At 53.8% G+C, this 24129-nt stretch carries 19 protein-coding genes and 2 tRNA genes; 8 read left to right on the top strand and 13 right to left on the bottom strand.

All coding sequences use genetic code 11. The features are described from left to right. Positions 1 to 152 precede the first annotated feature (152 nt). From hcp to tssB, 6 genes are read right to left on the bottom strand one after another with little or no spacing between them, the layout of a single operon-like run. On the bottom strand, positions 153 to 644 hold the full coding sequence (gene hcp / locus NQ230_RS06805; RefSeq protein WP_014884709.1) for a type VI secretion system effector Hcp: 492 nt from the start codon (positions 642 to 644) through the stop codon (positions 153 to 155). A gap of 4 nt (positions 645 to 648) precedes the next feature. After that, on the bottom strand, positions 649 to 2361 hold the full coding sequence (locus NQ230_RS06800) for an OmpA family protein (protein ID WP_257260542.1): 1713 nt from the start codon (positions 2359 to 2361) through the stop codon (positions 649 to 651). Continuing rightward, positions 2358 to 3047 (bottom strand): type VI secretion system protein TssL, short form, encoded by a 690-nt coding sequence (tssL, locus tag NQ230_RS06795; RefSeq protein WP_257260539.1) that lies wholly within the window; start codon positions 3045 to 3047, stop codon positions 2358 to 2360. Before tssL ends, NQ230_RS06800 begins: the two co-directional genes overlap by 4 nt. Continuing rightward, positions 3044 to 4384, bottom strand: coding sequence for a type VI secretion system baseplate subunit TssK (tssK, locus tag NQ230_RS06790; RefSeq protein WP_257260538.1), 1341 nt, complete (start codon positions 4382 to 4384; stop codon positions 3044 to 3046). Before tssK ends, tssL begins: the two co-directional genes overlap by 4 nt. A 17-nt stretch (positions 4385 to 4401) precedes the next feature. Next, the gene (tssC, locus tag NQ230_RS06785; RefSeq protein ID WP_032643506.1) at positions 4402 to 5946 is read right to left on the bottom strand and encodes a type VI secretion system contractile sheath large subunit; all 1545 of its coding nucleotides are present in this window, start codon (positions 5944 to 5946) and stop codon (positions 4402 to 4404) included. 32 nt (positions 5947 to 5978) lie between these two features. Next, positions 5979 to 6476, bottom strand: a complete 498-nt coding sequence (gene tssB / locus NQ230_RS06780; protein ID WP_257260537.1) for a type VI secretion system contractile sheath small subunit — start codon at positions 6474 to 6476, stop codon at positions 5979 to 5981. A gap of 757 nt (positions 6477 to 7233) precedes the next feature. Between tssB and lpxP the strand changes: the two genes are divergently transcribed. Next, complete coding sequence (gene lpxP / locus NQ230_RS06775) at positions 7234 to 8190, top strand: kdo(2)-lipid IV(A) palmitoleoyltransferase (protein WP_063143503.1); 957 nt, start codon at positions 7234 to 7236, stop codon at positions 8188 to 8190. A gap of 358 nt (positions 8191 to 8548) precedes the next feature. Then, positions 8549 to 8620 (top strand): membrane protein YpdK, encoded by a 72-nt coding sequence (gene ypdK / locus NQ230_RS06770; RefSeq protein ID WP_099458937.1) that lies wholly within the window; start codon positions 8549 to 8551, stop codon positions 8618 to 8620. Positions 8621 to 8672: 52 nt separating this feature from the next. Here ypdK and alaC read toward each other — a convergent pair whose 3' ends face one another. Next, positions 8673 to 9911, bottom strand: coding sequence for an alanine transaminase (gene alaC / locus NQ230_RS06765; RefSeq protein WP_257260535.1), 1239 nt, complete (start codon positions 9909 to 9911; stop codon positions 8673 to 8675). 386 nt (positions 9912 to 10297) lie between these two features. On the opposite strand from alaC, the gene NQ230_RS06760 reads away from it, so the two are divergent. Both NQ230_RS06760 and NQ230_RS06755 read left to right on the top strand, forming a co-directional pair. Then, positions 10298 to 12004 (top strand): sensor histidine kinase, encoded by a 1707-nt coding sequence (locus NQ230_RS06760; RefSeq protein WP_121425231.1) that lies wholly within the window; start codon positions 10298 to 10300, stop codon positions 12002 to 12004. A gap of 3 nt (positions 12005 to 12007) precedes the next feature. Next, positions 12008 to 12739, top strand: a complete 732-nt coding sequence (locus NQ230_RS06755; protein ID WP_033146137.1) for a LytR/AlgR family response regulator transcription factor — start codon at positions 12008 to 12010, stop codon at positions 12737 to 12739. Between the two features lie 35 nt (positions 12740 to 12774). On the opposite strand, the gene glk is transcribed toward NQ230_RS06755, so the two are convergent. Beyond that, entirely contained in the window at positions 12775 to 13740 is a 966-nt protein-coding gene (gene glk, locus NQ230_RS06750) for a glucokinase (protein WP_023332935.1), read from the bottom strand. 205 nt (positions 13741 to 13945) lie between these two features. Between glk and NQ230_RS06745 the strand changes: the two genes are divergently transcribed. Then, a complete protein-coding gene (locus tag NQ230_RS06745) occupies positions 13946 to 15181 on the top strand; it encodes an ion channel protein (protein WP_213820427.1) in 1236 nt (411 codons plus the stop codon). Here the strand turns inward: NQ230_RS06745 and ipdC are convergent, their stop codons facing one another. Continuing rightward, positions 15182 to 16840, bottom strand: a complete 1659-nt coding sequence (gene ipdC, locus NQ230_RS06740) for an indolepyruvate decarboxylase (RefSeq protein ID WP_257260532.1) — start codon at positions 16838 to 16840, stop codon at positions 15182 to 15184. 185 nt (positions 16841 to 17025) lie between these two features. Here ipdC and mgrA point away from each other — a divergent pair, with 185 nt between their 5' ends. Both mgrA and NQ230_RS06730 read left to right on the top strand, forming a co-directional pair. Next, positions 17026 to 18024: an L-glyceraldehyde 3-phosphate reductase gene (gene mgrA, locus NQ230_RS06735; RefSeq protein ID WP_257260530.1), complete on the top strand. Its 999-nt coding sequence runs from the start codon at positions 17026 to 17028 to the stop codon at positions 18022 to 18024. A 127-nt stretch (positions 18025 to 18151) separates the two neighbouring features. Continuing rightward, a complete protein-coding gene (locus NQ230_RS06730) occupies positions 18152 to 18493 on the top strand; it encodes a DUF2502 domain-containing protein (protein WP_121425226.1) in 342 nt (113 codons plus the stop codon). Between the two features lie 33 nt (positions 18494 to 18526). On the opposite strand, the gene NQ230_RS06725 is transcribed toward NQ230_RS06730, so the two are convergent. Further along, the gene (locus NQ230_RS06725; RefSeq protein ID WP_063143495.1) at positions 18527 to 19765 is read right to left on the bottom strand and encodes an Nramp family divalent metal transporter; all 1239 of its coding nucleotides are present in this window, start codon (positions 19763 to 19765) and stop codon (positions 18527 to 18529) included. A gap of 349 nt (positions 19766 to 20114) precedes the next feature. Between NQ230_RS06725 and NQ230_RS06720 the strand changes: the two genes are divergently transcribed. Continuing rightward, a complete protein-coding gene (locus NQ230_RS06720; protein WP_104950408.1) occupies positions 20115 to 21302 on the top strand; it encodes a NupC/NupG family nucleoside CNT transporter in 1188 nt (395 codons plus the stop codon). Between the two features lie 45 nt (positions 21303 to 21347). Here the strand turns inward: NQ230_RS06720 and NQ230_RS06715 are convergent, their stop codons facing one another. From NQ230_RS06715 to NQ230_RS06705, 3 genes are all read right to left on the bottom strand, one after another. Continuing rightward, entirely contained in the window at positions 21348 to 23537 is a 2190-nt protein-coding gene (locus NQ230_RS06715; RefSeq protein ID WP_257261321.1) for a sensor domain-containing phosphodiesterase, read from the bottom strand. Positions 23538 to 23752: 215 nt separating this feature from the next. Beyond that, positions 23753 to 23828 (bottom strand) — tRNA-Ala (locus tag NQ230_RS06710). A 41-nt stretch (positions 23829 to 23869) separates the two neighbouring features. Beyond that, positions 23870 to 23945 (bottom strand) — tRNA-Ala (locus NQ230_RS06705). Positions 23946 to 24129 lie beyond the last annotated feature (184 nt).

Genomic DNA, 24129 nt, shown 5'->3' with positions numbered 1-24129 from the left:
TCTCTTTGTCGGTTCCTGGACACGCTACCGCCCCTCGCTGTTTACCAAAGCGCATAAGGTCAGGCAGGCAGATTGTTGTTTCTTTGCTGAGTACCCGCATCTCAGACACTCAGCAAAAAACTGCGGGCAGGACAAACCTGCCCGCATCAGGATTACGCGGTGGCGCGTTCGTTCCAGGAATCGGAATGAATGATGTTGCCGTCTTTGTAGGTCCAGGTGATTTTTTCGTAACGCAGTTCAACGCGCTCGAGGTGGTTGTGCTTCTCCTTTGAAGGATCCTTGACGTCATACATCTCAGGATTCACTTTCACCACCTTCACGTTTTCCAGTTTGGTGTTGAAGTACTCCACTTCCTGGCCCGCGTCGTTGATTTTGTACCACTTGAATTCCGCAGACTTGAGGGTCTGACCGGTGGTCACCGCCTTGTACAAGTACGGGCTGGAGGAATCGATTTCCTTGGTGAACAGGAACGGCGTATGGATACGGGTACCGGTCAGCTTGCCGGTGTTGTTATCGGTCGGGATGTACAGGTTATGTTCCTGAGCGACAACTTCGATGCTGCCTTCACGATCCTGAACGTCCACCGAACCTTTAATGTCCGCGCCGCCGTCGTCTTTCAGCCAAAGATAAACAGGAATTGCCATGGAATTACTCTCCATTGTGTAGTGAAGCGCCATCATCCTGCGATGACGCTGAGGGTTTGCCAGGTATCAGACAGGCATTCGCCTGCGGTACCAGACTGATTTCGACACGGCGGTTGAGCGCACGGCCTTCCGGGGTGTCATTGGTTGCGACAGGGCGGCTTTCGCCATAGCCCTGCACCGCAAAACAGCTTTCCGGCACGTCGCCGGTGTCACGCATCCAGTTGCGCACCGCTTCAGCACGTTTCAGGGACAGCGTCTGGTTCAGTTGCGGAGTGCCGGTGTTATCGGTATGTCCGGATACGACAATCAGCCAGCCCGGTTTGGCCTTAACTCCCACCAGGGAATTGACCAGCATTTTGGTAGAGCCCGCTTTCAGCACGAACTTGCCGGAATCGAATAGCGACATGCTGTCGAGCCGCACAATTTTCGGTACCGGTTTTGGGGTCGGCTGCGGTTTAGGTGGCGGAGGGGGCGGTACATACGAACGAATCGCTTCCAGCACCGGCATCCGTAGACGTTCTCCCTGATAAAGCCCCAGACCCAGCCGGGTTGGCACACCGTTACGTGCATAGCTATCCAGCTGCGCCGCATCCTCCCGGAGGATCTCAACGGCGCTAGCCTTCGGGCCGTAATCATCCATAGAAAGGCTGTCGTAACGGGCAACATCGAAGCTCACGCGATGCAGCAGCTGGCGATTGTTCCAGCCACTGCTGAGCAGCGCGGCGATGGCCGCCAGGGTGAAAAGACCGAGGACACAGCACCAAGTACGGATCCGGGGAGTGAGTCCTCCCCCCTCCGGTAGCAGCGGCAGGATGAAATCCGATAAGGGTGAAATCACCGTACTGTCCGTCCCTACCGGCTGCCAGCCGGCCACCTGCTGCATAGCAGTGTGACGCGCCAACCACGCCGTCCAGGCCGATGACGCGAGATTCGCGGCAAGAATTGGCCCCATTCCCCACAGCACCGCTGCTGGCGCGATGGTCGGAACATCAGGATTCTCATCGATAAATACCGCCTGGACATGCTGATGGAACCAGCTCATCAGGCTGTTCATCAGCACCTGCTGCTGCATCACGGGCGCACCGCCGGTGTTGACCCACGCGGCGATCGAACAAGGCGCATTAGACTCACGCCAGACGCTCCTCTCTTCACCCGGAATAGCAGCCTGCCAGAGCATGTCATCCGCCATCGCGCTGCCGATCTGACCATTCAGAATCAATGGCACAGAATGACCCGTTTCTTTACGCAGCTGGCTGATTTGCCAGCGCAGAGCCAGCAGACGACTTGTCAGGGCTTCGCTGTCGACATGTTTCTGCGGGCAGACACTGACCATCACCGACAGCTGACGGCCCCAATCCGGGCGCTGCCACAGTATCTGACGGGCAACCTGCTCCAGATCCTGATGGTCCTCAACGCGGATCCAGCATCCCTGCGTGACGATCAGCACCGGTGACTGTTGCGGCCAAGTCAGCGGCAGATCGCCACAAACCAGCACTACGGGCTGACGGTAAGTGGCGTCAGGAAGGTCATCCAGAAGCAGGGTGACGTCATGCTCCGCACGAGGTCTGGTGATATACCAGAACACGAAGATAACCCCGAGCATCGCCAGCAGAACGAGCACTGAAGCCAGCCGGGATACCGGCAGAAAAGCCAGACAGACCACTGCACTCAGCAGGGCGGCCCACAGCGCAAGCCCGCGCTGTTGTGCAGGACTCATTTTACGGCTCCCGGCAGCAGGGTCTGCAGCATCTGATCGAGCCAGCTATCCAGTCCCCACCAGAGCGCGGCTAGAATAATCACGCTTAGTCCAATACGTGCAGGCCATGATGCAAACCAACCGCCCACTCCCTGCCCGGCACGGCTTTCTGCCAGAACAGGATGGGTCTGCGGATAGCTGAACGGCGCGACATGTTCACTGAGCGCGCCGATCAGCTTCTGGCGTTCAGGATCGTTCAGCGCGCGATAGTCGCCCAGGAATCCAAGCATCATTACCCGCTGGAAGCAGGTCAGTACGGCAATGTCTGGTGCAGGTTCGCGCAGCACATCGCGCATCCTGTCACACAGGGTGTCACCGGCGTCCATCGTGCCGAGGAAGTGTCCCTGCAGGGGAATGTCATACCACTGCACACAGGCGTCATCCTCCACACCGCGCCCTTTGACCGCCTCATCAAGCAATGCACATTGTGCAGTGAGGATATGCTCACAGCTGGCTTCATCGAGTTCACTCGCTTTCAGTTCGCGCTGAACGCGCTCCACATCAGCGATACACCGCTCCCACAAGACCCGACCTTCACCTTCCTGAAACTGCGGGCCATGGCGAAGGCTAATGACCTGAAGCCATGTATCCTGCAGCAGGACGTCAATATCAACAGACACGGCAGCGCCGTGTTTACGTTCACTCATGTTCTCAGTACCGCAAAGAGTTCAAGTTCAGGCTCGCCAAGCATGCCTGGGACGTAAAACATGCACGTCCCTCTCTGGAGCATCTCAGTCGCCAGAGGATGGGAGAGATCGAGACTGAAATACTGATTTTCCAGACGCAGCGGAATGGCAGCTGGTACATGGCGCAACGGCGTCAACGGCACGCCCACGCGGGAAGAGTTGACGATCCCCCTCACATGGTCAGGACTGCCCACCTTACACTGACGCGGGAACTGTTCCTGCAGCTGCGCCACCGGGATCGGCGAGCGAACAGAAAGATAGTAATCAGCCCCTTCGCGCAGACGCGGGTCGTGCAGGCGAGCCTGCCAGAAGTGCAGCCGTGGGTCATAGTCGAGTGAAAGGGCCACCACGCGGGACGGCAGGCTGGCTTCAAGCAGATCGCCAAGCAAATCAAACAGCGGTGGAAACACCGCATTAAGTTGCTCGTGGTGCCATGCCGGTATGGCATTCACCTGATGCTCCAGAGAGAAGGTCAGCAGGCTCCCTGCAAGGCGAGAAAGTTCCGGATACAGACGTTCCGGAGGGCTTTGCAGGTTACGCTGGAACTGACCCAGCACGGGCTCAGCGCTGTTCAGCGCGTTAAGCAGCCAGAACAGGGATACATCAGCCACGGCAAAATCAGCCATACGCTCGTTGCTCTCACGCCGCATTGCCATTAGACGGCACAGGCGAGCACGCAGTTGGGTCATCAGTTGTTCCAGTTGGGTAACCAGCCAACGGCTTCCCTGGAGGGCCAACAGCGGAGGGAGAAACGTCTCATCTAATTGCCATGTCCCCTGCGAGTCTTGCTGCAGTCGGGCGACCGGGCAGGTCAGATAGTCGCTGTTGTTCTGATGGGCAAAACGCAGCGTCAGTTCCGGCTGTATCACAGCAATCTGGCGGGTGTCTTCCCCAAAGGTATTGCGTACATCCCGCCAGCGCTGCCGATATCGCACCGGACGCTCGGCTACCTCATCGGGCTTCAGGCAGTTGCCGCCGTTCGCCCGCAATAGCGGGAGCGCCAGTACCACCTCCACCACCTGCGATTCGCTTTCAAGCGACAGCACCGGAGGCAGAGTATCGGCATTGTCTGTATCAATCAGCGTACCGTCCTGAAAACGGACATGCAGATGACGTGCCTGCAGACGTCCAAGCCTGAGAGCTTCCGGTTCGAAAGTGGCATTGATTACCCCCCACGGACAGGAGAGGCCCAGCCGGGCAATACATTCGGCAGACCAGGCCGCATACGCGACCTGTTGCTGAAAATGCTGGGGAGAGACCATAATGCCCCTGCCCCATAGCGGTTGTTCCGTTTTCATCGGCTTCCTGCCTGTTCTTACGATTTCGCTTTCGGCATCTGGGAAACCAGCGACAGATTGACGTCCATCCCTTCCACCTGGAAGTGCGGGATCGCGTACAGTTTCACGCGGAAGAAGCCCGGATTATCCTCAATGTCTTCCACCACCACTTTCGCATCACGCAGTGGGTGAGACGCCTGCAGTTCGTCGCCCGGATCGGTCATTTCGGTCACCAGACTGCGGACCCAGGTGTTCAGCTCAAGCTCCAGCAGCCGGCGATCCTTGGTAGTACCGATGTTCTCGCGCTGAATCAGCTTTAGGTAATGGGCGATACGCGAAAGCAGGAAGATATACGGAAGACGGGCATTGATGCGGCTATTTGCCGTCGCATCTGCGGTGTCATACAGTGCCGGTTTCTGAGTAGAGTTAGCCGAGAAGAAGCAGGCGTAGTCGCGGTTTTTGTAGTAGGACAAAGGAATGAAGCCCAGATTCGCGAATTCGAATTCGCGGGTTTCAGGGATCATCACTTCGCTCGGAATTTTTACCTGATTGCCGGTACCGAGATCGTACAGATGGATAGGCAGGTCCTGAACCGCACCACCCGCCTGCGGGCCACGGATTTGTACACACCAGCCATTGTTGATAAAGCTGCGCACCATGTTAGACGCGAAAGCAAACGAGGCGTTGGTCCACAGGTATTTGTCGTGATCCGGACCTTTGACTTCTTCGACATAGTTGAAGCTGCGAACCGGGACGGTATCCGGGCCATACGGTAAACGTCCCAATACGCGCGGCATGACCAGGCCGATGTAGCGAGCGTCGTCAGTATCGCGGAACGATTTCCACTTGATGTACTCTGCGCGGTCAAAGTAGTTACCAATATCTTTAATCGCCGCGACGTCTTCCATGGACTCTTTAAGGAAGAATTTCGGGCCTGCAGAGCCGATAAACGGCATATGCGCAGCAGCGGAGACTTTAGAGATATTGCGCAGCAGAGCGACATCCTGCGCTGAAGCATCAAACTCGTAAGCGGAAATCAGCGCCGCAATTGGCTCGCCGCCAGGGGTGTCATATTCATCAATGTAGGCGTGTTTATACAGACCACTCTGGATGATTTCCGGGCTGTCTTCAAAGTCCTGGCGCAGGTCTTCTTTGGACATGCTCAGCAGCTCAATTTTGACGTTCTGGCGAAAATCTGTTTTATCAACCAGCGACTTCACACCGCGCCACAGGCTTTCAACCGCCTGAAACTCGTCATGGTGCATAACCGCGTCCAGCTGGCGGCTTATCTGATAATCGAGCTCAGCGATATGGTGATCAATCAGGCTTTTATCCAGTTTTTCGACTTTCGAGCCCGCTTTGGTCAGACACTCCAGAAAGACCTGCATACCGGCAGTTAGACGTTCATCAGCGGTCGCATCTGACATCGCCTGCGCATCCTGCCAGATGTCTAATGCGCTCAACTCGGAGACAGGACTCAGATTGATTTTCTCAAACAGAGAGGCGTAAACCCCTCCCGCAGCGGGACGTTCCAGCACCACGCTTTCACCGCCAGCGATATTATTTTGTACAGACATGAGCATTCCTTGATTAATCCGTTAAAACAGCATGATGGTTAAGGTTTTTTTGCTGCCAGTGCAGAGAGTTCATTTCGCAGTTCAGCACTAAGCGACTGGTCCAGAACGATTTTTTCCAGCTCTTTTCGGAAAGTCTGGTTATCCAACAGGTTGGCCTTCAGATCGCGAAGCAAGTTGCGCATCGCCAGCATCGCCTTGAGCTGCGGTATCTGAGCAGCCACCTGCTCTGGCGTGAAATCTTTCATGCTCTGGAAAGTCAGCTGAATAGCGTCCTCACCACCATCATCAGCCAGCGTATTTTTAACGGTTAGATTAAGTTTTGGGGAATATTCAGAAAGAACGCTATCAAAATTATTTTTCGTGATGTTAACTTTTTCACGCCCAGATATTGAAGCAGACTCCTGCCCATTACTGAAATCACCAGCAACCAGTAATTTCAGTGGTAATTCCATTTTCTTGCTTGCCCCGCCGGTATGCAGGTCAAGCTTCAGGTTAATACGTGCCTTAGGCACCTCGTTCTGAAAACTGTCAGCCATCTCATCATCCCTCTTTGTTTTGCTACGGCAACTTCACGGTATCGTTCTTGATGCGCAATATTAGAATAATGATCGACATAAAATCAAATACACAGATCCTTTATCCGTAATAAGAAATTTCTTAAGAATTTTCCACTAAAACATTATGGCGAATTACCCTGCAACCCCAGAAAAAGACACTGCTTTTGTTATGCAAACCGAATATTTGTATCGAAAAAATGATCACAGGCAGATAGACGCCAGGGAAAACACTTAATATTGATTTACATCAAGAAGCCAATACCAAACATCATGAACTGCCTGCAGCGTATTATTGCAGAACGATAAAAATAAGATTTTTATAAATAATGAAAACAAACTGAATTATTGATTGCGTAAATAATACATGAGAATTTTCACAAGGAATTTTCTCATTCGCTAATGTGGACGTGATAAATAAATTTTTTAAGTGAGTAATCTGTCACGAACAAACACGCTACTCTTTTTGCCCGTGCACGCCTTCATCAGAAGATGATCTACCTGCCCAACTCATATAGACGGCCTGGTCTTGCATCGATTGATTATAAAATCTGTAAAATCAAACACCTTCCAAATTGCCGCTTTTTTAATCAAAAACGAGTAATAGCACATATCGTATAACGGTGTTACATTATGCCGCCCACCCAATGTCAGCTATGGCCAGGTAACGCCGTAAAGATCGGTAAAGCCTGCAACCATGACCTTGTACTACGGTCTAATAGGCACGTGGTATCGCACTATGCGTTACTTTCACCGGCTCTACATAGGTTTCTCTATTTTGTCTCAATCCAATTTCAAACGCGCATTTTTGCACCCGCGTTACTGGTTTACATGGTTTGGTCTTGGCGTACTCTGGCTGCTGGTTCAACTTCCGTACCCTGTTCTTCGTTTGCTGGGATCTAAACTGGGCAGCGCATCCCGCGTTTTCCTGAAACGTCGCGAATCCATCGCGCGTAAAAATCTTGAGCTTTGCTTTCCTCAGTACAATGCTGAAGAGCGCGAGAAACTCATCGCTGAAAACTTCAAGTCTATCGGCATGGCGCTGCTTGAAACCGGCATGGCCTGGTTCTGGCCAGACGAGCGTGTCCGCAAGTGGTTTGACGTGGAAGGCCTGGATAACCTTAAACGCGCGCAGATGCAAAAGCGCGGCGTGATGGTCGTTGGCGTTCACTTTATGTCGCTGGAGCTGGGCGGCCGCGTGATGGGGCTTTGTCAGCCAATGATGGCAACCTACAGGCCGCACAACAGTGCGCTGATGGAGTGGGTGCAGACGCGAGGCCGCATGCGTTCCAATAAGGCGATGATCAGCCGTAACAACCTGCGCGGCATGGTTGGAGCGCTGAAGAAAGGTGAAGCCGTCTGGTTTGCACCGGATCAGGATTATGGACGGAAAGGCAGCAGCTTTGCGCCCTTCTTTGCGGTGAAAGACGTTGCGACGACTAACGGCACCTTTGTTATTTCGCGTCTGTCTGGCGCCTCCATGCTGACCGTGACGATGGTGAGAAAAGCAGATAAGTCAGGCTATCGTCTGCACATCTCCCCTGAAATGGCTAACTATCCTGAAAACGAGTGCGAAGCCGCCGCGTTTATCAATAAAGTCATCGAAACTGAAATCATGCGTGCCCCAGAGCAGTATCTGTGGATGCATCGCCGTTTCAAAACTCGCCCTCTTGGCGAATCCTCACTCTATATTTAAGCCCTTCATGAAGGTTAGTTTCGCTAAGAAACTAACCTTTTCAATCACCTGCCTTCCCTCTGAAAAACCGTCTTTGATTGCGTCGCCCAAAGTGAATTTATTGCGAAGCGAAATCAAACTGTCGCCGTTCCACGACACTCGTAAGTGACGGAAATTATTTAAAAAAATGCCTCTTGTCACCCCTCATTTTTAGGCGTACATTAGCGCCGTCTGGCAACAGGAAAGCACAGAATTCTGAGCTGAAGTTAACGGCGTAACGGGAAAATTCTCATTTCCGTTTTGACCGGATTTCAGTTCTCTATAATCAGGTGGACTCTGTTTTTAAATGCGTACCACAAGATACGCGGAGCGATGAAACGTGAAATATTTCTTTATGGGCATTTCGGTGATTGTTTTAGTCTGGGCCGGAACCTTTGCCCTGATGATCTAGTGAAGAACATGCAGTCAAAAAAACAGGAGCCATCGGCTCCTGTTTTTTTATGTCATGACGACGCGGGATGTTCTGCGACGCTCTTTGAGGTAAGAAAACCGTCGGCCCGGAACATACTCTTGATGCCCCTCACCGCCTGACGAATACGGTCGCTGTTTTCAATCAGGGCAAATCGCACATGGGTGTCGCCGTAATCACCAAAGCCAATGCCCGGCGACACACACACCTTCGCATCCTGTAGCAGTTTTTTGGCAAACTCCAGCGATCCCATCGCCGCGTACGGCTCCGGAATTTTCGCCCAGACGTACATGGACGCTTTCGGCATTTCCACCATCCAGCCCGCTTCATGCAGCCCTTTTACCAGCACGTCTCGGCGGCGCTTATACTGGGCGGCAATCTCGTGAACGCACTGCTGGTCACCTTCCAGGGCAGCGATAGCCGCGACCTGCAGCGGCGTGAAGGTACCGTAGTCGTGATAACTCTTAATGCGCGCCAGTGCATTCACCAGCGTTTTGTTACCCACCATAAAGCCAATACGCCAGCCCGCCATGTTGTAGCTTTTCGACAGGGTAAAGAACTCTACCGCCACGTCACGCGCGCCCGGGACCTGCATAATCGACGGGGCTTTCCAGCCGTCATAGACGATGTCAGCATAGGCTAAATCGTGAACCACCAGCACGTCATAACGCTTGGCCAGCGCGACAACTTTCTCGAAGAAATCAAGCTCCACGCACTGGGCCGTTGGGTTCGACGGGAAACCGAGGATCATCATCTTGGGTTTCGGATAGCTTTCGCGAATCGCACGTTCCAGTTCGTTAAAGAAATCAACGCCTTCCACCAGCGGCACGGAGCGGACCTGCGCCCCGGCAATCACCGCGCCGTAGATATGGATCGGGTAACTTGGATTAGGCACCAGCACCGTATCGCCATGATCCAGCGTGGCCAGCATCAGGTGTGCCAGCCCCTCTTTCGAGCCGATGGTGACAATCGCTTCACTTTCCGGATCGATATCAACCTGATAGCGATCCTGATACCAGCGCGAGATCGCGCGACGTAATCTGGGAATACCGCGAGAGGTTGAGTAGCCGTGCGTATCCGGGCGCTGGGCAACCGTGCAGAGCTTCTCAACGATATGCGGTGGCGTTGGGCCGTCAGGGTTACCCATGCTGAAATCAATGATATCTTCGCCGCGCCGACGCGCAGCCATTTTCAGTTCAGCAGTGATATTGAAAACATAAGGGGGGAGACGATCGATACGCGTAAAACGGCGTTCAGGACTGAATTCAGCCATAGATTCCTCAGATTAACGTTAGCGCCCGGACCGTCCGAGCGACGCTGCCACCGATGTGGCATGTTTAGAAAATAACCTGAAAAAAATCATGCTGTCGAGAGGGAAATGAAAAAAAAGCGATCGTCTGAAAACAGGAACCCGGCTGCGCCTAAAAGCGGAAGCCTCTGTTTCGGGATCGGCTTTATGATAGCCGTTATTTAACATGATGATATCAAAACAGTTACCTGACGATGCACCAGAAACGAAAAAACAGGACGCATCGGTCACCGCCAGATAATCCCCTTTACAAATTATGGTTTTTCCTCATTTGATAAACCTGACGGATAGCTGGTCAATACGCGCCAGGTTTTTTATCATGGTTCTTTCCCGTTATCCCAGGTCTACTCGTGCACGAAATATTCACCATGCTGCTGGCGGTTTTTGACCGCGCGGCATTAATGCTGATTTGCCTGTTCTTCCTCATTCGCATTCGCCTGTTTCGCGAGCTGTTGCACAAATCAGCCCACTCGCCAAAAGAGCTGCTGGCCGTTACCGCCATTTTTTCGCTGTTTGCCCTGTTCAGCACCTGGTCCGGCGTGCCGGTAGAGGGTTCGCTGGTTAACGTGCGCATAATCGCCGTCATGTCCGGCGGGATTTTGTTTGGTCCGTGGGTGGGCGTCATCACCGGCCTGATTGCCGGGACGCACCGCTACCTGATTGATATCGGTGGCGTAACGGCGGTGCCGTGCTTTATCACCAGTATTATCGCCGGGGTGCTTTCCGGCTGGATCAGCCGCAAAATCCCGAAAAAACAGCGCTGGCGCGCCGGGATCGTCGCAGGCATGGTGTGCGAAACGCTGACCATGATCCTGGTCGTCGTCTGGGCCCCCACCACCGCGCTGGGGCTGGATATCGTCTCGAAAATCGGTATCCCGATGATCCTGGGCAGCGTATGCATCGGGTTTATCGTGCTGCTGGTGCAAAGCGTTGAAGGAGAAAAAGAGGCCAGTGCCGCCCGTCAGGCCAAGCTGGCGCTGGATATCGCCAACAAAACGCTGCCGCTCTTCCGCCACGTTAACGCGGAATCGTTGCGTCAGGTCTGCGAAATTATCCGCCACGATATCCATGCTGACGCCGTCGCCATCACCAATATTGACCACGTGCTGGCCTACGTTGGCGTCGGGGAACACAACTATCGCGACAACGATGACACCATTAGCCCGACCACCCGACAGGCGATTAACTACGGTAAAATCATTATTAAAAACAATGATGAAGCCCACCGAACGCCGGAAATCCACTCGATGCTGGTGATCCCGCTGTGGGAGAAAGGCGTCGTGACGGGCACCCTGAAAATTTATTACTGTCACGCGCATCAGATCACCTCCTCCCTGCAGGAGATGGCGATTGGCCTGTCGCAGATTATCTCCACCCAGCTTGAGGTTTCGCGGGCGGAACAGCTGCGTGAGATGGCAAATAAGGCAGAGCTGCGCGCGCTGCAGAGTAAAATCAATCCCCATTTCCTGTTTAACGCGCTGAACGCTATCTCCTCGTCCATTCGTCTTAATCCGGACACCGCGCGCCAGCTGATTTTCAACCTGTCGCGCTATCTGCGCTACAACATCGAGCTGAAGGACGACGAGCAGATCGACATCAAAAAAGAGCTGTATCAGATCAAGGACTACATCGCGATTGAGCAGGCGCGCTTTGGCGACAAGCTCACGGTCATTTACGATATTGATGAAGAGGTCAACTGCGTGATCCCGAGCCTGCTTATCCAGCCGCTGGTCGAAAATGCGATTGTTCACGGTATTCAGCCCTGTAAAGGCAAAGGTGTCGTCACCATCAGCGTCACCGAAAGCGGCAACCGCGTGCGTATTGCCGTGCGCGATACCGGCCACGGGATTGATCCAAAAGTCATTGAGCGCGTGGAGTCTAACGAGATGCCCGGAAATAAAATCGGCCTGCTGAACGTGCACCACCGGGTCAAGCTGCTTTACGGCGACGGACTGCATATTCACCGTCTTGAGCCGGGCACCGAAATTTCTTTTTACGTCCCGAATGAGCGCTCTCTCGCACATACGACGACATCACTGTTGCCCCAGGTGGAGTAGCCTATGAAAGTTATCATCGTAGAAGATGAATTCCTGGCTCAGCAGGAGCTCACCTGGCTTATTAAAACCCACAGCCAGATGGAGATTGTGGGTACGTTTGATGATGGTCTGGACGTGCTGAAGTTTCTGCAGCATAACCGGGTCGACGCCATTTTCCTGGATATCAATATCCCGTCGCTGGATGGCGTGTTGCTGGCGCAAAACATCAATCAGTTTGCCCATAAGCCGTTTATCGTTTTCGTTACCGCCTGGAAAGAGCACGCCGTAGAGGCCTTCGAGCTGGAGGCGTTTGACTACATTCTTAAGCCTTATCAGGAGTCGCGGATTGTCAGCATGCTGCAAAAGCTGGAGGCCGCATGGCAGCAGCAGACCGCCCCCGCTAGCGCCACCCCAACGGTACGGGAAAACGACACCATTAATCTGGTCAAAGACGAGCGCATCATCGTGACGCCGGTCAATGATATCTACTATGCCGAAGCCCATGAAAAGATGACGTTTGTCTACACGCGGCGGGAATCGTACGTGATGGCAATGAACATCACCGAGTTTTGCAGCAAGCTGCCAGCGGCACACTTTTTCCGCTGCCACCGTTCGTTCTGCGTGAATTTAAACAAGATCCGCGAGATCGAACCCTGGTTTAACAACACCTACATTTTGCGTCTGAAGGATCTGGATTTTCAGGTGCCGGTGAGCCGCAGCAAGGTGAAAGAGTTCCGCCAGCTGATGCACCTGTAAAGAAAGCGCCCTCTCCCGCCGGAGAGGGCTATGCGTCAGAGGATCTGGCCGAGAACCTGACGCAGGTGGGCACCCGAACCCAGCAGGCCAGGGTTATCATGCACGATCAGATAAACCGGAATATCCTGCACGTAGCTTCTGAAACGCCCTTTATCTTCAAACCCGCCGCGGAAGCCCGAGGCTTTAAAGAAGTCGAGGAAGCGCGGTACGATCCCGCCCGCAATATAGACCCCACCGAAGGTGCCCAGCGTCAGCGCCAGGTTGCCGCCAAAACGTCCCATGATCACGCAGAACAGCGACAGGGCACGACGGCAGTCAATGCAGCTGTCCGCCAGCGCGCGTTCGGTAACGTCTTTCGGCTGCAGGTTTTCCGGCAGACGGCCATCAGATTTCACAATCGCCCGGTACAGGTTCACCAACCCCGGACCTGAAAGGACGCGCTCGGCGGAGACGTGGCCGATCTCAGCGCGTAATTCTTCGAGGATAATGCCCTCTTCTTCGCTGTTTGGCGCAAAGTCTACGTGGCCGCCTTCACCCGGCAGGCTCACCCAGCGCTGGGCAACATGCACCAGATGCGACACGCCCAGGCCGGTACCGGCCCCGTAAACCGCAATCGGCTTGCCTTCGACCGGTTCAGCGCCGCCAAACTGGATCAGATGCTCGGGCTTCAGCATCGGGATCGCCATGGACACCGCCGTGAAGTCATTGATGATTTCAAGATGCGAAAACCCGAGGTTTTTTTTCATCTCTGCGATGGAGAATGCCCAGGTATGGTTGGTCATTGCGACCCAGTCGCCGGTTATCGGGCAGGCAATCGCGATGCAGCCGTCTTCAACGCTTACCTGATGCTCGTCCAGATAGACGCGGACAACGGCCTCAAGGCTTGGATAATCCAGCCCTGAGTAGGTTTTCGCCCGGGAAATCTCACCGCTACTTACATCGCATAATGCGAGGCGCGCGTTCGTGCCGCCCACATCACCTACCAAAGCATACTTTGTCATTCTTCTACTGCTCCGCTAAAGTCAGAATAAATCTTTGGGACACTGTAAATTCAAGGCGTGATAACAACAACGGCCGTAAGGTGAATGCCCATGGATTATCGATCTTCGTCACAGAATAACTTTACCGTTTCAGCACCTTTTGCACTATTGCCATAAAGCTTAATGTGCAAAGTAACGTAATACCGTTTTGTACAAGGAAATCATCATGCTCCACCCGCGAGCCAGAACCATGCTGTTGCTGGCCATTCCGGCGTTAATCATTGGCGTAGCCTCAAGCCTGGTGCTCATTGTCGTGATGAAAGTCGCGTCGGTGCTGCAAACAATATTATGGACAGCGCTTCCGGCAAAACTGGGTGCCACCGCTGATTCTCCTGCCTGGATCATCATGATGCTGACGTTGACCGGTATTGCGGTGGGCCTGGTGATCCGTTTCAGTCCCGGCCATGCTGGACCAGACCCGGCGCAGGAACCGCTGATTGGCGCCCCGGTTTCCCCTTCGGCACTGCCGGGGCTGATTATCGCGTTGATTATCGGTCTGGCGGGCGGCGTTAGCCTGGGGCCTGAGCATCCGATTATGGCGGTGAATATTGGCCTGGCGGTTTTCCTCGGTTCACGCATTTTGCCCCGCGTCGGCGCGCTGGACTGGACCATTCTCGCCTCAGCAGGCACCATCGGGGCGCTTTTCGGCACGCCCGTCGCTGCCGCACTGATCTTTTCGCAGACGCTCAGCAGCAATAACGACGTCCCGCTGTGGGATAAGCTGTTTGCGCCGCTGATGGCCGCAGCCGCGGGGGCGTTGACGACCAGCCTGTTTTTCCATCCCCATTTTTCACTCTCCCTTCCCCACTACGGCCAGATGCAGATAGCCGATATTTTCAGCGGCGCCATCGTTGTCGCCATCGCCATCGCGCTGGGGATGGTCGCGGTATGGTGTCTTCCTCGCCTGCACCGGCTGGTGCATAAGCTGAAACACCCGGTGCTAATCCTGGGGGCCGGCGGTTTGATTCTTGGTATTTTAGGGGCAATCGGCGGGACGGTGACATTGTTCAAAGGTCTGGACGAGATGCAGCAGCTGGCCTTCAGCCAGGTGTTCAGCGTCTCCGACTATCTGCTGTTTGCCGTGATTAAGCTGGCCGCGCTGGTGGTGGCTGCAGCCTGCGGTTTCCGCGGTGGACGCATCTTCCCGGCGGTCTTTGTTGGCGTAGCGCTGGGGCTGATGCTGCACGAACATGTCGATGCGGTGCCGGCGGCCATTACCGTCTCCTGCTCTATTCTGGGGCTGGTTCTGGTGGTCACGCGCGACGCGTGGCTCAGCCTGTTTATGGCGGCAGTGGTGGTACCCGATTCAACGCTTTTCCCCCTGCTCTGTATCGTAATGTTGCCCGCCTGGCTCCTGCTGGCGGGCAAACCGATGATGATGGCCTGGCGAAACGACAAGTGATCAGGCGTTATTGCGCGCTTCCAGCGCTTTGGTAAGCGCCCCCAGCAGCGGTGGAATATCAGCTTTCGGCAGCATCACTTCAATCAGCGAGAGACGCTCTTGGTGCGCGACTTTTTCCAGCACATCCGCCAGCTCCTCCGCTTCACTGACTCGCCAGCTCTGGGCCTGAGGATCAAGGCTCAGGGCCTGCGGGATTTGCGTCCAGTTCCATAGCGCAATGTCGTTATACCGCTGCTCCGGCCCGTGGATCGCCCTTTCCACCGTGTACCCTTCGTTGTTAAGGACCAGAATGATGGGGTGTTGTTTATCCCGCAGCATCGAGCCAAGCTCCTGGATGGTGAGCTGCGCCGCGCCATCCCCCGTCAGCACAATCACGCGCCGGTTCGGGCAGGCGGTTTGCGCGCCAAATGCCGCCGCCAGCGTGTAGCCAATCGATCCCCACAGCGGCTGGACGATAAAATTCACGTCAGCCGGAAGACGAAGGTCGATCGCGCCGAAGGCCGAGGTTCCTTGATCTGCAAGAATGATGTCTCCCGGGCGGATAAACGTCTGCAACGTTTTCCAGAAATTCTCCTGCGTCAGCGAGCCATCCGGCTGCGGATAGGCCATCGCGCTTTGAGAGGCCGGTATAGGCGTATCGCGCACGTGCAGTTTACACAGCTCCACCAGCGTTTCGATTGCCTGAAGCATGGGGATACCGGTAAACCAGACGTCACCGACGCGTGAGGCATGAGGCTGAACTTCAATTGTTTGTGACGGGGTTAACTGATGCGTGAAGCCAGCGGTCAGGGTATCGGTAAATCGCGTGCCGATGCACAGCACCGTGTCAGCCCCTTCAATCGCCTCCTTAACCGCTCCGGCGCTGGCCGAACCGCTGTAGGTGCCGTAAAAACCGGCGTGACGCTCGTCAAATATGCCTTTCCCCATCAGCATGGTGGCGTGCGCCATCGGCACGTCCTTGACCCATTTCTGCAAGGCATGCTTCAGGCCATGGCGCAGGACAAGGAAATCGGCCAGCAGCGCAGTACGCTTGCTCATGGCCAGCCTGTTCTCTGCGGCATCCCGGAAGGCTTTCAGGCAGGCGCTATCGGCATGCGCGTGCCGGAGAGTGAGAGCGTTTACAGGCGGTGTGGCGGCCTTTTTAGCCACGTCGGCGGGCAACATCAGATAGCCGGGGCGACGTTCCCGGAGCATGGTAGTTAACACCCGGTCAATCTCATAGCAGGCGTTTTGTTCGGTCAGGATCGCCTGTGCAGCGGTGATAGGTTCGCTCATATGGTAAAAATGACGAAACTCACCGTCGCCCAGCGTATGGTGCAGCAGTTCCCCTCTTTGCTGTGACGCCGTACCCGGCGCGCCCACAATATGCAGCACCGGAACGTGCTCGGCATAGCTGCCCGCAATGCCGTTCATCGCACTTAACTCCCCTACGCCAAATGTCGTCAGCAGCGCGGCGAAGCCCTTACATCGGGCATATCCGTCTGCGGCATAGGAGGCGTTTAACTCGTTGGCACAGCCCACCCAGCAGATATCCGGGCTGTCTATCACATGGTCGAGAAACTGCAGGTTATAGTCGCCCGGCACGCCAAACAGATGATCGGCTCCACAATCTGTAAGACGGTCCAGCAGGTAATCGGCGACGCAGTATGGGGTACGCATAAACAGGTATCCTTCTAATGTTGACCTCACCTTGAGTATTAAATAAGCGTGATGACTGTCCAGAATTGGCGATAAGTAGGGCGTGGAAAGAATGCTTTACAAAAAAGGCTGCGCTATGCTGTTTTTTTTCACGTTAATGTAAACGCATACACTGATTTTTTTCTTCAGCGCCAGAGGTCATAAGAATGGGTTATCAGCCGGACAAAAATCGTTATCGGACAATGGAGTATCGCCGCTGCGGGCGAAGCGGGCTCAGGTTACCCGCCATCTCGCTTGGGCTGTGGCATAATTTTGGCGACACCACGCTTATCGAAAACAGCCGTCAACTTTTACAGCGCGCGTTCGACTTGGGCATTACGCATTTCGACCTTGCCAACAACTATGGTCCGCCTCCCGGCTCCGCCGAACGTAATTTCGGCCGTATTTTGCAGGAGGATTTCCAGCCCTGGCGCGATGAGCTGATCATCTCCACCAAAGCGGGCTATACCATGTGGGAGGGTCCGTACGGCGACTGGGGGTCACGCAAATATCTGCTGGCGAGCCTGGATCAAAGCCTGAAGCGCATGGGGCTGGAGTATATCGATATTTTCTATCATCACCGTCCTGACCCGCAAACGCCGCTGCTGGAAACCATGAAAGCGCTTGACCATGCGGTGCGCCAGGGAAAAGCCCTGTATGTCGGGTTATCCAACTACCCTGCAGAACTGGCCCGCAAGGCGATTGATATTCTTGACGATCTCGGCACGCCCTGCCTGATCCACCAGCCGAAATACTCTCTGTTTGAGCGTGCGCCGGAAGCGGGACTGCTGGACGTGCTGCAGGAAAAAGGGGTTGGCTGTATTCCCTTCTCGCCGCTGGCCGGCGGGCAGCTGACCAACCGCTATCTGAACGGCATTCCGGCAGACTCACGCGCGGCAAGCGGCAGTCAGTTCCTTAATCCTGACCAGATCACCGAAGAGAAGCTGGAGAAGGTAAGAAAGCTGAACGCCGTGGCGGAAGAGCGCGGCCAGAAGCTGTCCCAGATGGCGCTGGCATGGGTATTACGCCATGAGACGGTGACGTCAGTGCTGATTGGGGCAAGTAAAACGGCGCAGATTGATGACGCCGTGGGCATGCTGGAAAACCGCCATTTCTCTGCGGAAGAACTGGCCCGTATAGAAGAGATTCTGAGCAGCTCAAAATAGAACCAATTTTAGCAAAAAGTGCTCTCACCCAGGAATTCGGAGTTGAGGCGATGAAACGAGGCTTTACCAACTCGTAATATTGCGTTAACAGGCCCAACAAAGGCCCCGATCGTGAAGGAGAAAGAGTATGTTCAGGTCACTGATTCTTGCAGCGGTATTACTGGCTTCAGCCCCGCTGATCGCCACTGCGGGCGAAATCACCCTGTTGCCATCAGTAAAATTACAAATTGGCGATCGTGACGACTACGGCAGATACTGGGACGGTGGCTACTGGCGCGACCGTGACTACTGGAACCGTCACTATGAGTGGCGCGGAGACCGCTGGTGGAAACACGATAACGGCAGACACCGCGGCTGGTATAAAGACAACGCGTATGAGCGCGGCTACCGCGAAGGCTGGAACGATCGTGACGACCGTCGCGGCGGCTGGGGTCGCGGAAAAGGTCACGGTCACGGCCACCATCACTAATAAAAAAAGGAGCCCTTGCGGCTCCTTTTTCTTTTAGAGTCCCAACGCTGTGCCAATTAGCAGCCACAGGTTCAGCGCCACCACCACCACCACGATGGCCCACCCGGTCCTTTTCACCAGGGTTGAGTTGACCAGCTCGCCCATCAGGGTTTTGTTGCTGGTAAAGATCAGCAGCGGCACCAGCGCCAGCGCGATACCAAAACTCAGCAGCACCTGGCTCATGACCAGAATTCGCGTTGGGTCGAGCCCCATCAGAATCACGATGAATGACGGGAGCATGGTAACAGAGCGACGAACCCAGAGCGGAATATGGAACCGAACAAACCCCTGCATCACCACCTGGCCTGCCAGCGTGCCCACCACCGTCGAAGAGAGGCCGGCAGCCACCAGGCTGAGACCAAATATCGTGGCGGCAGCATGGCTGAGCAATGGCTCCAGCGTGAGATAGGCCTGGTCGAGATCGGCAATACCGGTATGACCGTTGAAGTGGAAAGCCGCGGCTGCGGTAGCCATCATCGCCAGATTGACAAACCCCGCGATGGTCATGGCGATCGCCACGTCCCATTTGGTGGCGGAGTAACGCTCTTTGCGCGTCCCACCGTGGAGATGCTGAGTAAGCGAGGAGTGGAGGTAAATCACATGCGGCATGATAGTCGCCCCCAATACCCCGGCGGCCAGGAACACCGCTTCCGAGGTTGGCAGGCTTGGGATCACCATACCTTTACCGAGCTGCGCCAGATTCGGCTGTGAGAAAATCAGCTCAACGATATAGGCCGCCGCGACAAACAGCAGCAGACCGCCGATGACCTTCTCCAGCGGCTTTTGGCCCCGACGCTGCAGCATCAGGATCAGGAAAGTGGCAATCCCGGTCAGTACCGCCCCCTGCAACAGCGAGACACCCAGAATCAGCTTAAAGCCGATCGCTGCGCCGATAAATTCAGCGAGGTCAGTGGCCATGGCGATGATTTCAGCCTGGACCCAGTAGAGCCAGACGGCCGGACGCGGGTAATGGTCGCGAATTTGCTCCGCCAGGTTTTTACCCGTGGCAATCCCCAGCTTTGCGGAAAGCATCTGAATAAGCATCGCCATCAGGTTAGCCCAGACGACCACCCACAGCAGCTTATAGCCGAAGCTGGCCCCGGCCTGAATATTGGTCGCAAAGTTACCTGGATCGATATAGCCAATGGCAGCGATGAACGCAGGTCCCATTAATGCGAACCGCAGCTTGCGCGCGGCCCTGCCACTGCTACCCTCTACGCGACTGTTTGTCATTTCTGCCTCTGAAATATAGCCTTTGCTATGTTTAATGCTATCAAAATGAGAATGATTATCAAGATCATTTGTGAAGTTTACAGTGATTTCTCTGATAGCTTTGAACGATAGGCGGGCGGGTAAGTGGTGCGATCTAACAGAAACTGAAATCGCGCGCGCTTTTTGTGAAGACTAGCACACAAACTTAACTTTTCACTCATTTACCTAACATAACAAAAATGTATTGTGGATCACTATTTTTGAGACTCGTCACAGGATGTAACTATAGTGTGTCCTCGATCTCGTTTTCTTTTCGCTTGTTACATAGAATGTGCACGAAAATTAAACCTGCCTCATATTTGGAGCAAATATGGACCGCGTCCTTCATTTTGTCCTGGCACTTGTTGTCGTTACTGCACTTGCATTGCTGGTCAGCACAGACCGCAAAAAAATTCGTATCCGTTATGTTGTCCAACTGCTGGTCATTGAAGTTTTACTTGCGTGGTTCTTCCTGAACTCCAACGTAGGCCTCGGCTTCGTGAAAGGCTTCTCCGAAATGTTCGAAAAACTGCTCGGATTCGCCAACGAAGGGACCAACTTTGTCTTCGGTAAGATGAACGACGAAGGTCTGGCGTTCTTCTTCCTGAAAGTTCTCTGCCCAATCGTCTTCATCTCCGCGCTGATCGGTATTCTGCAGCACATCCGCGTTCTGCCGTTCGTTATTCGTGGTATTGGCTTCCTGTTATCCAAAGTGAACGGCATGGGCAAGCTGGAATCCTTTAACGCCGTGAGTTCCCTGATCCTCGGTCAGTCTGAGAACTTCATCGCGTATAAAGATATTCTCGGCAAAATGTCCCGCAACCGCATGTACACCATGGCGGCAACCGCAATGTCTACCGTTTCCATGTCTATTGTGGGCGCGTATATGACCATGCTGGAGCCAAAGTATGTTGTTGCGGCGCTGGTTCTGAACATGTTCAGCACCTTTATCGTTCTGTCGCTGATCAACCCGTACCGCGTTGACGCCAGCGAAGAGAACATCCAGATGTCAAACCTGCACGAAGGCCAGAGCTTCTTCGAAATGCTGGGTGAATACATTCTGGCGGGTTTCAAAGTGGCGATTATCGTTGCCGCCATGCTGATCGGCTTCATTGCGCTGATTTCTGGGCTGAACGCCCTGTTCGCCGCGGTGCTGGGTATCTCCTTCCAGGGAATTCTGGGCTACATCTTCTACCCGGTTGCATGGGTGATGGGTGTTCCGGCTCACGAAGCGCTGCAGGTAGGGAGTATCATGGCAACCAAACTGGTTTCTAACGAATTCGTTGCGATGATGGATCTGCAGAAAATTGCCAGTTCCCTCTCTCCACGTGCAGTGGGCATTCTGTCCGTGTTCCTGGTCTCCTTCGCGAACTTCTCGTCCATCGGGATTATCGCGGGTGCGATTAAAGGTCTGAACGAAGAACAGGGTAACGTGGTTTCTCGCTTTGGCCTGAAGCTGGTTTACGGTTCTACGCTGGTGAGCGTCCTGTCTGCTTCCATCGCGGCACTGGTCCTGTAACCTTTATCGTTAAACAAAAAACCGGGAGCCTGGCTCCCGGTTTTTTTATGCCCGCAACTCTTCCAGCGGCTTGGGTTTACCTATCAGGTAGCCCTGCAGGTAATCCACGCCAAAGCGAAGCAGCATCTCGCGCTGGGCCGGTGTTTCTACGTATTCCGCCACAACGCACAGCGATTTCGTCTTCGCCAGATTACACATCGACTGGACGATCATCGCATCCATATCGTCGGTACAAATGTCTTTAACAAAGCAGCCGTCAATTTTAATGATATCTGCCTGCAGGCGTCTGAGACGCTCGTAGTTGGCGTAGCCGGTACCAAAATCATCAATGGCAATCCGGAAACCGTAATCGCGAAGCTGCTGAATATTGTGCATGCTGCAGCCTGAATTTGAGAAGGCCTGCTCTTCGGTGATCTCAATCACGACGGCCTGAGGCGCAACGCCGTAGCGTTCAAAGAGCGCGCAAATCTCGGTCGCCACCTCTTTTTGCATCAGCGTGAGCGGCATCAGATTGACAGAGAAACGGGCGCCAGCCTGCGTGGCAGGGTGATCGCGCAGCCACAGCAGTAATTTCTCCATAATGCACATATCAAACCGGTGGCTGAGGTTGAACTGGGCAATCAACGGAATAAAGCGGTCAGGAGTGAAGATCTCGCCCTCGCTCTCCATACGCGCCAGGATTTCGTAATACCCGCTCCCGTCCGCCTTCTGGATCGGCTGCGCGTATAAATGGAATTGATCCGTCTCCAGGGCATGCTTAATCCGCGCCAGCATCAGGACGCGCTCCGTTGTTTGCCCTGATGCCGCCTCGAGGCTATTCGTGAGTGCGAGAACGTTTTGCGCTCCGCTGGCCTGCTCTGCCAGCCAGCTCAGCTGCCCCAGCGTATGATGCAGCTTTTCGCCATTTTCAACCATTCCCCAGGACGCGCCAAACTCAATATCCAGCCCTGCGTTGTTCCAGAAAATCTTACTGCTGTTGAGCCGATCGACCATATGCTGGAGACGTTCAGCAATTTCCGGCCCCAGTAATACCAGCACCAGCTCGCTTCCCGGGAGCTGGAAGAGCTTCTCATCCTTCTGCAAAAGTGGCTGCAGCGACGTGGCGATCGTGCGTTTGCAATGGACACGCATTAGGATCCCATAGTGGCGGCTCAAAAATTCGAGATTATCCATGCGCAGAATGCACACTTTGGCATCCGGATGAATCTCAAGATAATCCTCCAGGGCACGGATGTTCGGTAACCCGGTCAGCGGATCGGTGAGCGCTCTGTCCTGCCAGCCCCGCTTGAGCCATTCGCTACGCTGATAGATCCGCGACATGTAAAGCAGACAGATAGCGAAAGAGATAAGCACGGACAGGATAAAAGAGAGCGAATGGCCCGTTTCCACCCCGCTAAGGAAATTGTAGTTGTAGGTCAACAGCAGGAGCGCGGATGCGGACCACAGCAGGGAGATAAGCGCGTAGGTCAGGCGGCTTATCGCTAAGGTAAAAAGAATAAAAATCAGCGGCATCAAATAGCCCGCAATGACGGGGGATTCAAAAGGACCGCATAAAATGACGAGAATGAAACTTAAAAGCATCAGCCAGACAAAAATATATAACGAATTCTTGTGAAAAAACACGGGCTTCACGCTTTGCCGCCAGAAGCTCCTCGCATAACGGGGATTAATTATCATTCTTAATGGGTAATAGAACATCATGGTAAAAATCAACGCCGCACAGATCAGGCTCAGTATATCCACAACGTTATAAATTACCGTTCCTTCGCCGAAAAAGGTCGAAATAGTCACCGGAAAATCAAACAAATAGCCAGCCAAATACATCGACAGCTTAATACCTATCGGCACGATAAAACCGAGCCAGAATATACGTAAACCGATGTGCTTATTGGGGATGCCGTAGCGCCAACGCTTACCCAGCATGATGCGCAGAACGCCGCACGCCGTGAACAGCGCAAAGGTCTGACAAAACAGCAATACTGAATATTGTAGCGGTGCTAAATTAACATAAAATAAATTAGTGACAGTAAAACCTAACAAAATGGGAAGAATTGCCCTGCGCCCAAATAGCAGAACTACCGCCAGCATAACGCTTAGCGGTAGCCATGCTAAATAAACGTCGTGACCATTAACAATTGCGCGGGGAGAAAGATAACGGGAAACAGGTACCGCAATCAGACAAAGTGTCAGGGCAATTATAAATATCTTTACATTATTGTACGTTTTTCTATTCATTAAGCTGATGAGTATATTATCCGTTCGAATTATTGACCGGATGGATAATAGGTTTATTAATTGCACGAATCAAGTTCAAGTCTATTTATAGACTGGTTTATTGATGTCGATTGAGGTGAGGTACGAGAACACCTGCTTTTTGATAACAAATTACGGGAGAGGGTGTTACAAACACATAAAAAAAACCCTCGTCTTTTGACGAGGGTTTACAATTTTGGTGGAGCTAAGCGGGATCGAACCGCTGACCTCTTGCATGCCATGCAAGCGCTCTCCCAGCTGAGCTATAGCCCCACATGTGACTTTACTAACCGCACTCTGTTGGGTTCAGAGTTTGGTGGAGCTAAGCGGGATCGAACCGCTGACCTCTTGCATGCCATGCAAGCGCTCTCCCAGCTGAGCTATAGCCCCATCGTAAAGCTGTCATGTTGACGGGCGGCATAATATGAATTCCGCTGCGGAGTGTCAACGGCAAAATCAATTCCAGCCATTCAATCGCCGAAAAATCATGCAAATGAATCACTTTGCGAGCCTGCTCGCAGTCAGGAGTTAAGCCTGTCACGTTTTCACGTAAAACGGTGCTATAAAATGAGCC

This window comes from Enterobacter asburiae (assembly GCF_024599655.1).
GTDB lineage: Bacteria > Pseudomonadota > Gammaproteobacteria > Enterobacterales > Enterobacteriaceae > Enterobacter > Enterobacter asburiae_D.
The sequence above is the reverse complement of the archived record's forward strand: the minus strand, read 5'-3'. Positions and strand labels throughout refer to the sequence as shown.

What these genes read in the sequence shown, in the direction of transcription:
- hcp (WP_014884709.1), bottom strand. Translation starts at nt 644, where the DNA reads ATGGCAATTCCTGTTTATCTTTGGCTGAAAGACGACGGCGGCGCGGAC.
- NQ230_RS06800 (WP_257260542.1), bottom strand. Translation starts at nt 2,361, where the DNA reads ATGAGTCCTGCACAACAGCGCGGGCTTGCGCTGTGGGCCGCCCTGCTG.
- tssL (WP_257260539.1), bottom strand. Translation starts at nt 3,047, where the DNA reads ATGAGTGAACGTAAACACGGCGCTGCCGTGTCTGTTGATATTGACGTC.
- tssK (WP_257260538.1), bottom strand. Translation starts at nt 4,384, where the DNA reads ATGAAAACGGAACAACCGCTATGGGGCAGGGGCATTATGGTCTCTCCC.
- tssC (WP_032643506.1), bottom strand. Translation starts at nt 5,946, where the DNA reads ATGCTCATGTCTGTACAAAATAATATCGCTGGCGGTGAAAGCGTGGTG.
- tssB (WP_257260537.1), bottom strand. Translation starts at nt 6,476, where the DNA reads ATGGCTGACAGTTTTCAGAACGAGGTGCCTAAGGCACGTATTAACCTG.
- lpxP (WP_063143503.1), top strand. Translation starts at nt 7,234, where the DNA reads ATGCGTTACTTTCACCGGCTCTACATAGGTTTCTCTATTTTGTCTCAA.
- alaC (WP_257260535.1), bottom strand. Translation starts at nt 9,911, where the DNA reads ATGGCTGAATTCAGTCCTGAACGCCGTTTTACGCGTATCGATCGTCTC.
- NQ230_RS06755 (WP_033146137.1), top strand. Translation starts at nt 12,008, where the DNA reads ATGAAAGTTATCATCGTAGAAGATGAATTCCTGGCTCAGCAGGAGCTC.
- glk (WP_023332935.1), bottom strand. Translation starts at nt 13,740, where the DNA reads ATGACAAAGTATGCTTTGGTAGGTGATGTGGGCGGCACGAACGCGCGC.
- NQ230_RS06745 (WP_213820427.1), top strand. Translation starts at nt 13,946, where the DNA reads ATGCTCCACCCGCGAGCCAGAACCATGCTGTTGCTGGCCATTCCGGCG.
- ipdC (WP_257260532.1), bottom strand. Translation starts at nt 16,840, where the DNA reads ATGCGTACCCCATACTGCGTCGCCGATTACCTGCTGGACCGTCTTACA.
- mgrA (WP_257260530.1), top strand. Translation starts at nt 17,026, where the DNA reads ATGGGTTATCAGCCGGACAAAAATCGTTATCGGACAATGGAGTATCGC.
- NQ230_RS06730 (WP_121425226.1), top strand. Translation starts at nt 18,152, where the DNA reads ATGTTCAGGTCACTGATTCTTGCAGCGGTATTACTGGCTTCAGCCCCG.
- NQ230_RS06725 (WP_063143495.1), bottom strand. Translation starts at nt 19,765, where the DNA reads ATGACAAACAGTCGCGTAGAGGGTAGCAGTGGCAGGGCCGCGCGCAAG.
- NQ230_RS06720 (WP_104950408.1), top strand. Translation starts at nt 20,115, where the DNA reads ATGGACCGCGTCCTTCATTTTGTCCTGGCACTTGTTGTCGTTACTGCA.
- NQ230_RS06715 (WP_257261321.1), bottom strand. Translation starts at nt 23,537, where the DNA reads ATGAATAGAAAAACGTACAATAATGTAAAGATATTTATAATTGCCCTG.